General features: G+C 62.2%; 13 protein-coding genes. 4 read left to right on the top strand and 9 right to left on the bottom strand.

What is annotated here, in order from left to right; genetic code table 11:
- Nucleotides 1-2 precede the first annotated feature (2 nt).
- The 4 genes from CFE428DRAFT_RS01765 to CFE428DRAFT_RS01750 all read left to right on the top strand — a co-directional run bounded on the left by CFE428DRAFT_RS01765 (nt 3) and on the right by CFE428DRAFT_RS01750 (nt 4,530).
- Nucleotides 3-197 carry a DUF1656 domain-containing protein gene (locus CFE428DRAFT_RS01765; protein ID WP_006977703.1) on the top strand — a complete coding sequence of 65 codons (195 nt, stop codon included), beginning with the start codon at nt 3-5 and terminating at the stop codon, nt 195-197.
- Nucleotides 194-1,090: an efflux RND transporter periplasmic adaptor subunit gene (locus CFE428DRAFT_RS01760; protein WP_006977702.1), complete on the top strand. Its 897-nt coding sequence runs from the start codon at nt 194-196 to the stop codon at nt 1,088-1,090. Before CFE428DRAFT_RS01765 ends, CFE428DRAFT_RS01760 begins: the two co-directional genes overlap by 4 nt.
- Nucleotides 1,087-2,496 (top strand): efflux transporter outer membrane subunit, encoded by a 1,410-nt coding sequence (locus CFE428DRAFT_RS01755; RefSeq protein WP_006977701.1) that lies wholly within the window; start codon nt 1,087-1,089, stop codon nt 2,494-2,496. Before CFE428DRAFT_RS01760 ends, CFE428DRAFT_RS01755 begins: the two co-directional genes overlap by 4 nt.
- Before the next feature lie 405 nt (nt 2,497-2,901).
- On the top strand, nt 2,902-4,530 hold the full coding sequence (locus CFE428DRAFT_RS01750) for a putative porin (RefSeq protein ID WP_006977700.1): 1,629 nt from the start codon (nt 2,902-2,904) through the stop codon (nt 4,528-4,530).
- A 141-nt stretch (nt 4,531-4,671) separates the two neighbouring features.
- Here the strand turns inward: CFE428DRAFT_RS01750 and CFE428DRAFT_RS01745 are convergent, their stop codons facing one another.
- The 9 genes from CFE428DRAFT_RS01745 to CFE428DRAFT_RS38640 form a co-directional block, all read right to left on the bottom strand.
- Nucleotides 4,672-5,103 carry a hypothetical protein gene (locus tag CFE428DRAFT_RS01745; RefSeq protein ID WP_006977699.1) on the bottom strand — a complete coding sequence of 144 codons (432 nt, stop codon included), beginning with the start codon at nt 5,101-5,103 and terminating at the stop codon, nt 4,672-4,674.
- 11 nt (nt 5,104-5,114) lie between these two features.
- Complete coding sequence (locus CFE428DRAFT_RS01740) at nt 5,115-5,840, bottom strand: response regulator transcription factor (RefSeq protein WP_006977698.1); 726 nt, start codon at nt 5,838-5,840, stop codon at nt 5,115-5,117.
- Nucleotides 5,841-5,928: 88 nt separating this feature from the next.
- Nucleotides 5,929-6,723 carry an outer membrane lipoprotein-sorting protein gene (locus CFE428DRAFT_RS01735; RefSeq protein ID WP_006977697.1) on the bottom strand — a complete coding sequence of 265 codons (795 nt, stop codon included), beginning with the start codon at nt 6,721-6,723 and terminating at the stop codon, nt 5,929-5,931.
- A gap of 35 nt (nt 6,724-6,758) precedes the next feature.
- A complete protein-coding gene (locus tag CFE428DRAFT_RS01730) occupies nt 6,759-7,874 on the bottom strand; it encodes an ABC transporter permease (protein WP_006977696.1) in 1,116 nt (371 codons plus the stop codon).
- An 11-nt stretch (nt 7,875-7,885) separates the two neighbouring features.
- On the bottom strand, nt 7,886-8,599 hold the full coding sequence (locus CFE428DRAFT_RS01725) for an ABC transporter ATP-binding protein (RefSeq protein ID WP_006977695.1): 714 nt from the start codon (nt 8,597-8,599) through the stop codon (nt 7,886-7,888).
- The gene (locus CFE428DRAFT_RS01720) at nt 8,599-9,588 is read right to left on the bottom strand and encodes a fatty acid desaturase family protein (protein ID WP_006977694.1); all 990 of its coding nucleotides are present in this window, start codon (nt 9,586-9,588) and stop codon (nt 8,599-8,601) included. The genes CFE428DRAFT_RS01725 and CFE428DRAFT_RS01720 overlap by 1 nt, the downstream gene beginning before the upstream one ends.
- Nucleotides 9,585-10,601 (bottom strand): condensation domain-containing protein, encoded by a 1,017-nt coding sequence (locus tag CFE428DRAFT_RS01715; RefSeq protein ID WP_006977693.1) that lies wholly within the window; start codon nt 10,599-10,601, stop codon nt 9,585-9,587. Before CFE428DRAFT_RS01715 ends, CFE428DRAFT_RS01720 begins: the two co-directional genes overlap by 4 nt.
- Before the next feature lie 351 nt (nt 10,602-10,952).
- The gene (locus CFE428DRAFT_RS01710) at nt 10,953-11,450 is read right to left on the bottom strand and encodes an acyl carrier protein (RefSeq protein WP_042724200.1); all 498 of its coding nucleotides are present in this window, start codon (nt 11,448-11,450) and stop codon (nt 10,953-10,955) included.
- On the bottom strand, nt 11,380-13,098 hold the full coding sequence (locus CFE428DRAFT_RS38640) for an SDR family NAD(P)-dependent oxidoreductase (RefSeq protein ID WP_157447404.1): 1,719 nt from the start codon (nt 13,096-13,098) through the stop codon (nt 11,380-11,382). The genes CFE428DRAFT_RS01710 and CFE428DRAFT_RS38640 overlap by 71 nt, the downstream gene beginning before the upstream one ends.
- Nucleotides 13,099-13,306 lie beyond the last annotated feature (208 nt).

Here is a 13,306-nt window from a genome sequence, read left to right as displayed (position 1 = left end):
CCATGTACAAGGAATTCAACTTCTGCGGAATTTTCTGCGCGCCCTTTTTTGTGCGGCTGGTCATCGCCTGGCTGCTCTATCTGCCCCTCCACTGGCTCGGTGACCGCATCCAGGTGCAACGCTGGGTCTGGAATCGGGCCGTCTTCGAAACCGCGCTCTTCGTGATCCTGCTGAGCGCACTGGTGCTTTACGTATGATCGACAAACCGAAATATCACGTCAACGAAGGCGGCCTGCGCCGGCTCGGGAACACGATCTTCTTCGTGCTCGTCGCCGCGATCGCCGGGCGCGCGATGTGGCAGTACTACATGCTCTCTTCCTGGACGCGGGACGGCCGGGTGCGCGCGGAGACGGTGAATGTCGCCGCGGAAATCTTCGGCAAGGTGACCGACGTCAAGGTGGTGGAAAATCAACTCGTCAAAAAGGGCGACGTCCTCTTCACCATCGATCCCGAAGAATTTCAACTGGCCGTGGCCCGGGCGGAAGCGACAGCCGAAAGCAAGCGGCAGGACATGCTCGTTCACGAGGAACTCTCCAAGCGCCGCGCGCAATTGAGCATGCAGGCGGTTTCCAAGGAAGAGCAGCAAGTCTCGGAAAGTTCGGCATCGGTCTCGGAGGCGGCGTATCGCGAAGCGAAAGCGCAATCGGATCTGGCCAAACTGAATCTGCGCCGCACCACCGTCACCTCGCCCTGCAATGGTTACGTGACCAACCTGCGCCTGCGCGTCGGCGATTACGCAACGGTCGGCCAGACGAAGCTGACGATTATCGACAGCGATTCCTATTGGGTGAGTGGCTACTTCGAAGAGACCAAGATGCCGCGCATCCATGAAGGATATCCGGCAATCATGGCGCTCATGGGCGTCGATGCACCGCTTACCGGCCACGTCGAAAGCATCAGCCGCGGCATCGCCGACCAAAACGGTGGCGTCGACGCGCAGGGCTTGGTGAATGTGAACCCGGTCTTCTATTGGGTACGACTCGCCCAACGCATCCCGGTGCGCATCCATATCGATAAAGTGCCCGAGGGCGTCACCATCGCCGCGGGAGATACCTGCACGGTCACCGTCAATCCGCCCGCAGGAAAATGAGACGCCCTCGCTTCTTCCACTCCGCCCTCTCGATCCTCGTCGCCGGCCTGATCGCCGGATGCGCCGTCGGCCCCGACTACCAGCGCCCCTCTTCCCCCACGCCGCCGGGCTGGGGCTGGAAGGTCGCCGAACCGCGCGACGAAAGCATCCGTGGTGATTGGTGGCAACTCTTCCACGATCCCGAACTCACCCGGCTGGAAAACCAGGCGACCGCGGCCAACCAAACAGTCCAGGCCGCCATGGCCCGCGTGGACCAGGCGCGCGCGGTGGCCCGCATCACCGCCTCGCGTTTCGCCCCGCAGATCGGCTTCGATCCTTCGCTGAACCGGTTCCACACCCAACTCAATCATGTGCCCTCCCTGCTGACGGCCACGCAGACGACGCTGCCCCTCGACCTGAGCTACGAGGTCGACCTATGGGGCAAGATTCGCCGGGCCTTCGAAGCCAGCCGCGCCCAAGCCGCAGCTTCGGCGGCGGACTACTATCAAGTGCTGCTCACGCTGCATGGCGATGTGGCGGCAAACTACTTCCTGCTTCGTCAGGCCGAGGCCCAGGTCGAGATTTTGCAACGCACCGTGGAGTTGCGACAAAAGGCTGTGGACATCGTAGCGCAACGCCAGCAGGTCGGTCTCGCGCCCGCCTTCGATCTGGACCGCGCCCGCACCGAACTCGCGCAATCGAATACGACGCTGACCGAGATGCAGCGCCAGCGCACCACCTTGCGGGACACCATCGCCCTGCTCTGCGGGCAGCCGGCGCCGGGCTTCCACATCGCATCCGGCAAGCTCGAACGCGATATCCCCTCCGTGCCCACCGGTCTGCCCTCGGCACTGGTCGAACGGCGACCGGATATCGCAGCGGCTGAACGGCGCATGGCCGCGGCCAATGCCCAGATCGGGGTGGCGAAGGCGGCTTTTTTCCCGTCGATCACGCTGACCGGCGACATGGGCTACTCTTCCTTTCACGCGAGTACGCTGCTTGATTGGGAGAGTCACCTTTTCCAGGTCGGTCCTGCGGTCACCATGCCGCTCCTGAATGGCGGACGCCTGACGGCTGGCCTGAAAGACGCCAAGGCAAACTACCGCGCGGTCTGCGCCGGTTATCAGCAACAGGTGCTGGTCGCCTTCAAGGAAGTGTCTGACGCCTTGGTGGACGTGAACAGTTACGCCAAACAGGCGGGTTCGGAAAAAGACGCGGTCGCCTCCTCGACCCGCGCCGCGGACTCTTCCTATGAGCGCTACCAGCAAGGGCTGGTGCCTTATTTCGACGTGCTCGACTCCCAACGCACGCAATTGCAGACCGAACTCCAGGCAGCGCAGTTGAACGGCCTGCGACTGATCTCGACGGTCCATCTCATCAAGGCACTTGGGGGCGGTTTCAATCAGGCGACGGCTCCGAAGCTGTAGAACACACGGGCCAGTGGGGAACATTCTGCGCATCGGGGCGGATAAACATGTGATCCGCGTGGGAGTGCGGCATGCGGCGATCTGATCGCAGCGGGCCCGGCCGCCACATAGAGACCAACAAGGAGGAATGCGCCTTTTCGGAAGCCGACGTGCCTTTTCAATTGTGTCAATTTCTGCCTTGATCGGCCGCGCCCGCCTAAATATGCCTCGTCGCGCATCTTCTGCCGAGAATTCACACAGCCGTCACCTGGATGTCACTGAAAACGCGAACTTCACGCTATTTTCACACAGCCGTCACACGTTTGTAACATTCCCTCCCTAGCCTCGCTTTGTTTTCAGATCGCCCAATTGGGTGATTCGGAATCCCACACGCAGCTAAAACCCGAAAACATCCCTATCTACCCAATGACAAGATCCATCCTGTGCGGGACGATCGCACTCGTCCTCGCCTCAGCCACCGCTCTCGCGGCCGACTCCGAGGATGCCCGCCTGAAAAAACTGGAAGCCGCCGTCAGCCAGTTGCAGCAGGAAAATGCGACGCTGAAGACCGAACTCCAATCGCAAGGTGCGTCGACCTCGAGCACCGACTTCGCGAACAGCGCCGCCGCGAAGATCAAGATGTCCGACTCCGTGACGCAGGTGCGTCTCTACGGTGAAGGCCGCCTCCGCTACTTCATGAACGAAGGCACCGCCGCCGGTCTGGATTCCGGCGACTCCGCTCAGCGCGAACGCCTCCGCTATCGCCTGCGCCTCGGTGCGGATATCCAACTGCAGGATAACTGGATGCTCGGCGTGGTGCTCGAAACCAGCACCTCCCCGCGTTCGGCCAACGTGACGCTGGGTGAGAATCCCACCTTTGCCAAGGCGACCGTCTCCTCTACGAGCGTCGTCGGCGGTGTCACCACCACCAATGGCACTTTCATCAACGGCGCCACGATCAAGGGCGGCAAGATTGTGACCAGCAACGGCACGGTCGTGACCGGCGTGGCGACCTCGAAAAGCTCGGTCGTCTCCAACGTGAACTTCGGCGACGCTCTCTTCGTCGGCCGCGCGTTCCTGCAGAATCAACCGACGGATTGGCTCACCCTCCGTGGGGGTAAACTTCCGAATCCTTTCGTCTCGACTCGTATGACGTGGGACCCGGACATCAATCCGGAAGGCTTCTCCGAGCAAATCAAGTTCACCCTCGGCGGTGGTTCGCACGGCCCGAGCGGCAAGGAAAGCAAGGAAGTCGAAGTGCCGCAGCCGGGCATCACGGTCGACCTCTTCGCAAACTTCGGCCAGTTCATCTACAACGATGTGGCCTTCGAAAATACCTTCAATCCCGATCCGTTCTCCACGGCGCCCGACTCACATGACCGTTGGATGTTCGAATACCAGATCGGCACCAAGGTCAACTTCACCAAGGACAACTACTTCCAGATCGCCCCCTCCTTCTATCACTACACCGGTGGTGGCAACTCCGCCTCGTCCGGTCCTTTCAACGGCGACAACGCCATTGTCATTCTCGACAACAAGGCGAATACCTCGCTCATCACCTTCAACCAGACGGGCGTGAATGACCTCGCGGTCATCGACATCCCGGTCGAATTCGGCTGGAAGATGTGGAATACCCGCTTCTCGGTCTTCGGCGACTACGCGCAGAACCTCGACGCGGCTTCCCGCGCGACGAACGCCGGCCATCCGAATACCCGTCAGGGTCAGGCCTGGCAACTCGGCGCCAGCATCGGCCAGACGAAGAAGAAGGGCGATTGGGAACTCCGCGGCTGGTACCAGCACAGCGAACAGTTCGCGCTCGATCCGAACCTCATCGACGACGATATCTTCGACGGCCGCCTGAACATGCAGGGTTACTTCCTGCAAGGCACTTACATGCTCACGGATGGCGTCTCGGTCATCCTGCAGTACTGCCATGGCAGCCGCATCGACACGAACCTCGGCACCGGTGGCACCGGCGGCGCCCTCGGCACCGCTCCCGGCTTCCCGCTGCAGAGCATGAATCTGGTCTACATCGACCTGAATCTGAAATTCTAATTCTGGGTTAGGTTAATACCATGGTCGGTCCGGACGCTGTCCGGGCCGGCCATTTTTTTTGCAGATACCAAGGTGGCGGCAACATCCTGCCGCCGATCAAACCAAGCCAGTAGCAGGATGCCGCTACCACTTTGACTAGTGCTACCCGGCGTGGGAGCGCTTCTCGAGATTCACCACCGTCGTCCGCAATCCACTGACGATCACCGGCACGGCGACCTGGCCCTTCGTCTCGGATTTGCCAATCACGGTGTAATGTCCCGGCGGCAAGCTCACTCGTGTCGGCTGTTCATCGCGCTCGCTCATGTGGTTCCGCACGGATTTGAAGAGGGCGCCGTGGTCATCGTAAATCTGGTACGCCGTGTGCGGGTAGTAGACGATGTCGCCGACATTGATCGGGTTCTCTGTCTCCGTGTAGACCACCAGATATCCGCTGGCCGGATTCCTGGGCGCACTGTCGGGACCGACCGCGGGAAGCGCCGTCACAGGCTGGCTCCGGGCACCCACGGCGCCGGCGAAAAGCGCGGCGGCGGCGAACAAGCCGGCCATGTGACGCGAGCGCTTCGGGGCTTTCATGGAAGAAAAGATCAGCAGGCGATGCGATAGCCGAAACCGTAGACCGTCTTGATGTGTTGCCCGGCCTCACCCAGCTTGTTCCGCAGCCGGCGCAGATAGGTATCCACGCTGCGGTTCTCGATGGCGTTCTCGTTGCCCCACACCTCGGTGAGCAACTTGTCGCGCGTCTGCACCACATTGGGCCGCTCCGCGAGTGTAGCCAAAAGCTTGAATTCCGTGGGCGTCAGATCGATCGCCGCGCCGTTGACCAGCGCACAGCAACGGGAATGGTCGACGGCGATCGGGCCCGCTTTCACCACGTTCCGCTTCGAGCCACCGGCCCGGCGCTGGACTGCTTTAACCCGCAGCACCAGTTCGCGGACGCTGAACGGCTTCGCCACGTAATCGTCCGTGCCAAATTCGAATCCGAGAATGCGATCCAGCTCCGACTGCCGTTCCGTGAGCATGATCACATGGATGCCTTCCGTCGCCGCGTCCCCGCGCAAAACCCGGCACAACTCCAGTCCAGACAGCCCGTCCAACCCAACCTCCGTGATGATCAATGCCGGACGGAGATGACGCGCCATCTCCAGGCCATCCGGCCCATTGTCGGCCGTTACCACCTCATAGCCGGCCTCCGCCAGGCTCGCGGTAATCTGCTCGACACATTGCGGATCGCTGTCGATGACGAGAACGGTGTCGGTCGAGGGCGTCGAAGGATGCGAGGCCGAATTCGCGGAAGGGCTGATATTCCTCATGCCTTACACCGTAATTCCCCGGAATTAGCGGCGTATGACCGTTACATTAAGATTTCTTAATCTTCCACCCTTCCCAAAACTCCCAAATCTACTCGGCCGCCCCGTGCGGAATGGCGATGGTCTTCATGCCTTCCGCACTCAAATCTGCGTCGGTAAAATTGACGTCGTGCCGAATGCGGGAGCCGTCGAGCAAGGTCGTCGAATTCTCGTGCGGGCCACGCACGGACAGGTTCGCCGGAATCGAATGGCCGGCATCCGACACCACCCGCGTGGTATCGATACGATGGACCAACTTGCCCGACTCGGAATACTTCTCGACGCGCAACGGCACCATGCGACGCATATCGACCCAACTTTTCACGCTGCCGTAACTGGAGCGATCGCCTTTCCCGGGTTTCGATTCCAGGACCTGGCAGTTCACGCCTTCCACTTCCTCCGTCCCCACGATCGCCTGTTGTGGCCACCCATAGAAGTTGTCGATGACGTCTTCGTACGAAAGATCGCTACCAAACAGCGGCTCCTTCAGATCGCTGATCTGCCGCATGCTGTTCGGCGGCGTAAAGCTGGCCCCACTCGCTCCTCCTTTTGCCGAGCGCTTCAACAGCACCGATTCCCCTTTTCGCTCCTTGGGGAAAAGCACCTGATACATCACCTCGGAAGAGCCCCTCGTGAGCCGTTGCTTGATCTGCAATTGCAGCGTCTCCGCCTTCCCCCCCTTGATCTCCATGCGCAGGCGCACATACGAGGAGCCATCCTGCCGCAACGCGCTGAGCTGCGAAGCGAGCTGGCTGGCGGAAACCGGGGCGGCGTTCTCCGCGGCCAAGGCCGGGACGGCCATGACCATCGCGACCAAGGATGCAAAAATCAGGCGGGTTGGATTCATACAACGTGATTCGGTTTTGACGGGAAGGAAGGATGTCAGCCATGCAAAGCCTGGCTCGGCATGAGGCGCGAACTCCGCCACCCCGGATAGAGTCCGCTAATCACACCGACGACCACCGAAATGACCACCGCCTGCGCCAGTAAGACGGCATTCAGGTCCGGTTCCAGCAGCCCTTTGATCGCCGGCGCGGTGATCAGAATCTTCACCCCGATCACCCCCAGCACCACCCCGCCGATCCCACCGAGGAATCCGAGCAACGCCGACTCCCAGAGAATCATGCGGACGACGCGCCCCCGCCGCCAGCCCACGGCCAACAGGATGCAAATCTCCTGCCTGCGCTCGAAGACCGTCATCAGCATCGTATTCATCACGCCGAGCACACCGACGAGCACCGCCAGCAGCGAAGTCCCCCAACTCATCGCGTTAATAATCCGGTAGCCCTGGCTGTTGCGGATATTGTCGCCCGCCGACACCGCCTTGGCCTCAGGCACCAGGCTATTGATGCGCTCGGTGAGTTCCGCCGCCTCCTCCTTGGTCGTCCCCGGCGTCATGCGCAGATCGATGACGTTGATCTTCCCGTCGTTGCCCGTGATCTCCTGGTAGAGCGAGAGCGAAAGAATCACCGAGCCGTTTTCCACGATGGCACCACCATCGACGATGCCGACGACCTGCAATTCGTCCGTCTCGAGCTGCAAGGTATCGCCGACCTTCTTCTTCAAAACATCCGCGGCGGTCTGTCCAAGAACCACCGCCTTTTCCTTTTCATCCTTTGGCAACCGCCCGGAGACGATCTTCAGATTGCCCCACGAAAAACCGCCCCACTGCCGGGCCGAGACGATCATCATATCCGCCTTTTCCACGCTGATGAGATCGACCATGAGTGTGCAGATCGCCGCCACGTGCGGCAGCGACTTGATCTTGTCCGCCTGCGTCGCGGCAAAGGGTTTGGGCGTGAGCGCGCTACCCATGTTACTCACCACGATATCGGTCCCGCGCGTCTTCAAGCCATTCGTCCAACTCGTCTGGAACCCGCGCGACATGCCGACCAACGCCACGACCGCGGCGATGCCGATCGCAATACCGATCATCGTGAGCCCGGTGCGCACCGGACGCCGCATCAGCCCACGCGAGACAATGGAAAGAAAAGTCATGTGAACAAGCTCTAGGAAACTGCCGAGGGAACACCTGCTCCATCGGACACGATGTGGCCGTCTCTCATCGCAATGACCCGCGTGGCCCGATGCGCGATGCCCATGTCATGCGTGACCATGACCAGGGTGACGTTGTGCTCGCGGTGCAAATTGACGATCAGATCCATGATGTAGCCGGCATTCTCGCTATCGAGGTTGCCGGTTGGCTCGTCGGCGAGCAACACCGAGGCGCCATTGGCCAGGCTGCGTGCGATCGCCACTCGCTGGCGTTCACCGCCGGAAAGCTTCGAGGGAAAATGATGCACGCGCTTCTCGAGCCCCACTGCCTTGAGCAATTCCATCGCTCGCGTCTTCCGCTCCGCGACCGGGCGCGAGGTTTCAAACATCGGAATCTGCACATTCTCCAGCGCGGTGAAGGTCGGCAGCAAATGAAACGCCTGGAAAATGAACCCGATCTCGCGCGCGCGATACGCCGCCAAATCCGAGCTCTCCTCCAGCGACTTTCCGCGATAGAGCAATTGCCCGCTGCTCGGATGATCCAGCGCCCCGAGCATCTGGAGCAGCGTCGACTTTCCCGAACCGCTCTGCCCAACGATGGCGACAAACTCTCCCGTATGGATGCGCAGGTCCACACCGCGCAAGGCCTGCACCTGACCGTCGTCGTATTCCTTCTTCAGCGCGATCGCTTCAAAAACACATTCGTCCCCAGCATTCGTCGTAGCCATTAGTTTGTTCCCTGGCGGGCCAGTTCCTGTCGCGTGGGCACGCTCACGCCGCGCCATTGCGCGCCCACTTTCGGATCCGGCAGGTTGATGATCAGGTCCCACACCGCCGCGGTGAAGCTGCGGAAGGGCGGGCGTTCCTCGGCCACGGCGGGCTCGAGGGCGGCGGCGTGCCGCGGCAAATCCGGGTGAGACAATCCAGAGCGCCAATGGTGCACGCCGTGATAGGGCTCATGGAGCAAAGTGAAATTCAAGAAAGTCGCCGTCCATCCCTCGGCCACCACACTGCGCGTGGAAGCGTTCACCGTCGCCCCGGTCAATCCCACATGCTCCACGTACTTGCGGACGCTTTGCATATTCCCGGCGAGCCAGGCCGGCGCGAGGTGCATCCAGAGGAAATAGGTCCACCAATGGAAATAGCCGATTACCGAAAGGATCACGGGCCACGCGACCGCCATCCCGACGATCTCCAGCCAAACACGCCGGCGCACCTTCTGGCTCCGTACCGGCGAATCCTTTCGCAGGAAAGTGCGAAAGAAAAGGAACGGCGTGAAGAACATCCCCATGGTGAGTTCCGCCACGGCGGCAAGCACCCGCACGCCGCGGTTCATGCGCGGATGAATGAACGGCCAAAGCTCCTCGTCGCGCTCCGTGGCGAGATAGGCGTGGTGCATTTGATGCGCCGCGCGATAGAGCGAAAAACTCATCAGGCTGAGCGTGCCAATGAGCACGCCATCGATTTCATTCAGCGTCCGGTTCTCGCGCAGCAGACCATGGGTCGCTTCGTGAAAGCCGATGAGCATGCCGTGCATGAGATGGCTGACCACGAACACGAGGATCACCGCGACCCAATAGACATGATGATAAACCGCCACGGCCAGCGAGACCTGTGAGAGCCCGAGCAGGGCGGCGAGGATCGGGAACGCCACCCGGGTGATCCAGTGGGGCTCGTGCAGATCGACATCGATCTCGGTGGTCGGCGCGGAGTTCATGAGGATGATTCGGTCAGAGCAGCCACACGGGCCTCGGGAGTCCGGCATGCGGTTGCCAGAACACTCTCGAACAAGCGCCCGAGGTTTTCCACCTCGGCTTGCTGAAAGAGTTGCGGCCGGAAGAGCCAGACGACTTCGAGCTGTTCGCCTTCTTCCGTCACTTCACACGCCAGATGGTAACGGGCTGTACCGGTGGAACGCATGCGCAGTTTCGCAGAAAGGCCCGGTAGCGCGACATCGGGAATCGGATGATTCTGCAAAGCGAACCGGATTTCGAAAATGGGGTTGTGTCCCGGTGCGCCGGCGTCGCCGAGCGCCTGGGCGAGTTCGGCAAAGGGAATCGCATTGGCGAAGCAATCGGCCGTCTTCTGGTGCATTTCGCGCAGGCTCGCCGAAAAAGTCTTCTCCACATTCACCGGTCCGCGGATCGGCACGATGCCCGCGTAATAACCCATGGTCTCTTTCGTGACCTGCTTGGTCCGATTCGCCACCGGCGTGCCGACGAGCACGTCGTCCGTTTTTGCCCAGCGCGCGAAGGCCACCTGAAACGCGACCAGCAACGTACTGAAGAGCGTCGCGCTCGAACGGCGGGCCAGTTCGCGCGACGCCTTGGCAAGTTCCGCCGGGAAGTGGGAGACCAGCCGCACATGCGAACCGGAGGCCGTCACCGGTCCTTCCAGCGCGCTCCACAGGCGGCGGTATCCCGCGAGGTGACTTTTCCAAAACGCGATGCGCGGCTGCAATTCCGACGGCTGCCAGAACGCCCGCTCCACCGCACCCCACGCGCTGTACGTCTGCGGCACCACCGGCAGCGGGTCCTTCATTCCGCGCGCGCGCTGGATGTAGGCCAGGCACAATTCCTGGACGAACAAGCCCAGCGTCCAGCCATCGCCGATCGCATGATGAATGGTGAAGACAAACACGTGATCATCCGGCGCGCGACGCAACAAGTTGACGCGGTAGAGCGGTCCCTGCAGCAGATCGAAAGGCTCGCTGGCAATCTCGCGGACCATCTTGTCCACCCCCTCGGGCGTCCCCTCCTCCGCAGGTCATTCGCGGAAGTGGAAGTTCATGACACCGTCGGCACGGATCATCTGCACGGGCTTGTCTTGCCCGGCAGGAACGACACGCGGAGCGCTTCCTGGCGATCGAGGACCATCTGGAAAGCACCGGCGCCATCCTCCGGGGTCAGGTTGCCGCGAACCTCAATGATACAGCAAATATGGTTCGCCGCGTCCTCCACGGGCACAGGCGAGTTCTCCCACAACTCGCGTTGCGGGAAGGTGAGCGGCTGCAGCTTGAGCTGCCCGCTCTCCCAGCTTTTGCTTCAGTAAAGCGCGTTTATCGCCGGACATGATGTCCCACTATTTCGTCGCTCCTTGCGGATCGGGATCTTCGTCCGACGCCGAGCCTTCGCCCAGCAGAAGGTCGAGATCGTCGTCCGAAATCGCTTCGAGATCGACGTGCTCGGTGGTCGTCGCCGCTTCGACCGGAGCAGCCGCCGCGGCCGGAGCCGGAGCGCCACTCTTGCCGCCCATGTGGCCGGCGATGAGGCTGGCGATCTGCCCGATGGTCCGCGCCCGCATGAGGCTGGTCGGGGGCAGAGCCACGCCGATGGCGGCTTCGAGCGAGTTTTCGATCTCCACGCCCATGAGCGAGTCGAGTCCGAGATCGGTGAGCGGCTGATCGTCGCGCAGGCTGTCCGGCTTGACGCGCAGCACTGAGCCGACGACGTCGCGCACGGCCTGGGCAATGACGCCTTCCTTCTCCTCCGCCGAGGCGGCTTCGATCTTATGGCGCCAATCGCTGGTCGGGCCCCCACCCTCCTGTCCTTCGACTGAAGAGAGGATGCGCTCGAGCAACGGATTGTCCTGCGCGCTGCGGAAGAATTGCTTCCCACTTCGCCCAGTCCACGCGGATCGCCACGACCTGCGTGTTACCGGCGGCGAGCGAGGATTCGAGGAGCGACACCACTTCGCCCGGCGAGAGCTCGTAGGTGCCTTGCTTGGCAAGGAATTCGGCGACACGTTCATTGCGCGCCACATAACCCGCACCACCGAGCACGCCCCAGTTCATGGTCAGCGCCGGCAGGCCGAGCGCGTGTCGATGATGAGCGAGCGAATCGAGGAAGGAGTTGGCCGCGCCATAATTGCCCTGCGCCGGGTTGCCGAAGATGCTGGAGACCGACGAGAACATCACGAAGCAGTCGAGCTTCAGGTGCGCCGTGCCTTTATGCAGCAACCACGCGCCGTAAGCCTTGGGCGTGATGACGCTGCGCAGACGGTCACGGTTGAGCGCAGCGAGCGGGGCGTCGTCGATGACCATGGCCAGGTGGAACACACCGCGGAGCGGCTGCTTCCCGGCGCTGACCTCGGCTAGCAGAGCGTTGATGTCCTTTTCCGAACCGGCATCCGCGCGCACCACGCGCACTTCCGTGCCGGCGTTTTCGAGGCTCTTCACGAACGCCTGCGCTTCCGGCGTGGACGCGCCGCTGCGGCTGCTGAGCACGAGGTGTTTCGCCCCGGATTTCACCAGCCATTGCGCGAGCACTTTGCCGAAGCCACCGAAGGCGCCGGTGATGAGATAGCAACCATCCGGTTGGATGGCAAAGGCCGGCGGGAGCGGTTCGCCCTGCCGCGGCACGAAGGCCTCGGGGAAGGAGACGACCACCTTGCCGATGTGCTTGCCGCTCGCCATGAGGCGGAAGGCCGCATCCACGCGGCAGGCCGCGAAGGAACGGAAGGGCAGCGGGGTGAGCGCGCGCTTTTCGACGAGCTCGGCGATCTCCCCGAGCATGTCGCGGGTGAGCGATTCGTCGCCGCTGAAGACAGCATCCATCGCCACCACGTGGAAGGAGGCGTTGCGCCGCAGATTCCACAGCGGGATGCGCGAGTTTTGGTAAATGTCGCGTTTGCCGATCTCGATGAAGCGGCCGAATTCCGAGAGGCACGAAAGGCCCATCGGGATCGCTTCGGCGGCGAGTGCGTTGAGCACCACATCGACCCCGCGGCGGTTGGTCAGCTCCATCACCGCCTCGGCGAAATCGCCGCGTCGGGAATCGATCACATGCTTCACGCCGAGCGTTTCCAACAGGGCGCGCTTGGTGTGGCTGCCCGCGCTGGCGATGACTTCTGCACCAAGATGATGCGCAATCTGGATCGCGGCCATGCCGACGCCGCCCGCACCCGCGTGAACGAGAATGCTCTCGCCCTTGCGCATGCGCGCCACGTTGACCAGCGCGTGCCAGGCGGTCATGAAGACGACCGGAATGGTCGAGGCTTCCTCAAAGGACAGCCCGGACGGAATGCGGCGGATATCGCCCCCGCGGGCCAGCGTCTGCGTGGCCAGACCGAAGACGGCGAGACCGAGGACGCGGTCGCCCGGTGCGACGTGTTTCACGCCCGCACCGACGGCTTTCACCAGGCCACCGATTTCGTCGCCGAAGATGCGCGCGTCCGGCGCTTCGCCGGGGTAGAGCGCAAGCGCCTTGAGGACGTCGCGGAAGTTCATGCCCGCGGCTTTGACGTCGATGAGCACTTCGCCCGGGCCGGGAGCCGGCAGCGGGAAAGGAGCGAAAACGCAGCGTGTCGAGATGTCCTCGTTCGCGGGACTCGAGGCGCAGCGGCACGCTGGCCTCCAGCGTCTTCTGCACCACGGGACGTCCGCGATCGAGACGCTGGGCATAGCGGGCTTCGCCACGGAGCGCGACTTCGCGCTC

The organism is Chthoniobacter flavus Ellin428 (assembly GCF_000173075.1).
In the GTDB taxonomy this organism is placed as follows: domain Bacteria; phylum Verrucomicrobiota; class Verrucomicrobiia; order Chthoniobacterales; family Chthoniobacteraceae; genus Chthoniobacter; species Chthoniobacter flavus.
The sequence above is the reverse complement of the archived record's forward strand: the minus strand, read 5'-3'. Positions and strand labels throughout refer to the sequence as shown.

Bases quoted from the DNA above. Each gene is read 5' to 3' on its own strand.
- CFE428DRAFT_RS01765 (WP_006977703.1), top strand. From the start codon at position 3: ATGTACAAGGAATTCAACTTCTGCGGAATTTTCTGCGCGCCCTTTTTT.
- CFE428DRAFT_RS01760 (WP_006977702.1), top strand. From the start codon at position 194: ATGATCGACAAACCGAAATATCACGTCAACGAAGGCGGCCTGCGCCGG.
- CFE428DRAFT_RS01755 (WP_006977701.1), top strand. From the start codon at position 1,087: ATGAGACGCCCTCGCTTCTTCCACTCCGCCCTCTCGATCCTCGTCGCC.
- CFE428DRAFT_RS01750 (WP_006977700.1), top strand. From the start codon at position 2,902: ATGACAAGATCCATCCTGTGCGGGACGATCGCACTCGTCCTCGCCTCA.
- CFE428DRAFT_RS01745 (WP_006977699.1), bottom strand. From the start codon at position 5,103: ATGAAAGCCCCGAAGCGCTCGCGTCACATGGCCGGCTTGTTCGCCGCC.
- CFE428DRAFT_RS01740 (WP_006977698.1), bottom strand. From the start codon at position 5,840: ATGAGGAATATCAGCCCTTCCGCGAATTCGGCCTCGCATCCTTCGACG.
- CFE428DRAFT_RS01735 (WP_006977697.1), bottom strand. From the start codon at position 6,723: ATGAATCCAACCCGCCTGATTTTTGCATCCTTGGTCGCGATGGTCATG.
- CFE428DRAFT_RS01730 (WP_006977696.1), bottom strand. From the start codon at position 7,874: ATGACTTTTCTTTCCATTGTCTCGCGTGGGCTGATGCGGCGTCCGGTG.
- CFE428DRAFT_RS01725 (WP_006977695.1), bottom strand. From the start codon at position 8,599: ATGGCTACGACGAATGCTGGGGACGAATGTGTTTTTGAAGCGATCGCG.
- CFE428DRAFT_RS01720 (WP_006977694.1), bottom strand. From the start codon at position 9,588: ATGAACTCCGCGCCGACCACCGAGATCGATGTCGATCTGCACGAGCCC.
- CFE428DRAFT_RS01715 (WP_006977693.1), bottom strand. From the start codon at position 10,601: ATGGTCCGCGAGATTGCCAGCGAGCCTTTCGATCTGCTGCAGGGACCG.
- CFE428DRAFT_RS38640 (WP_157447404.1), bottom strand. From the start codon at position 13,098: ATGAACTTCCGCGACGTCCTCAAGGCGCTTGCGCTCTACCCCGGCGAA.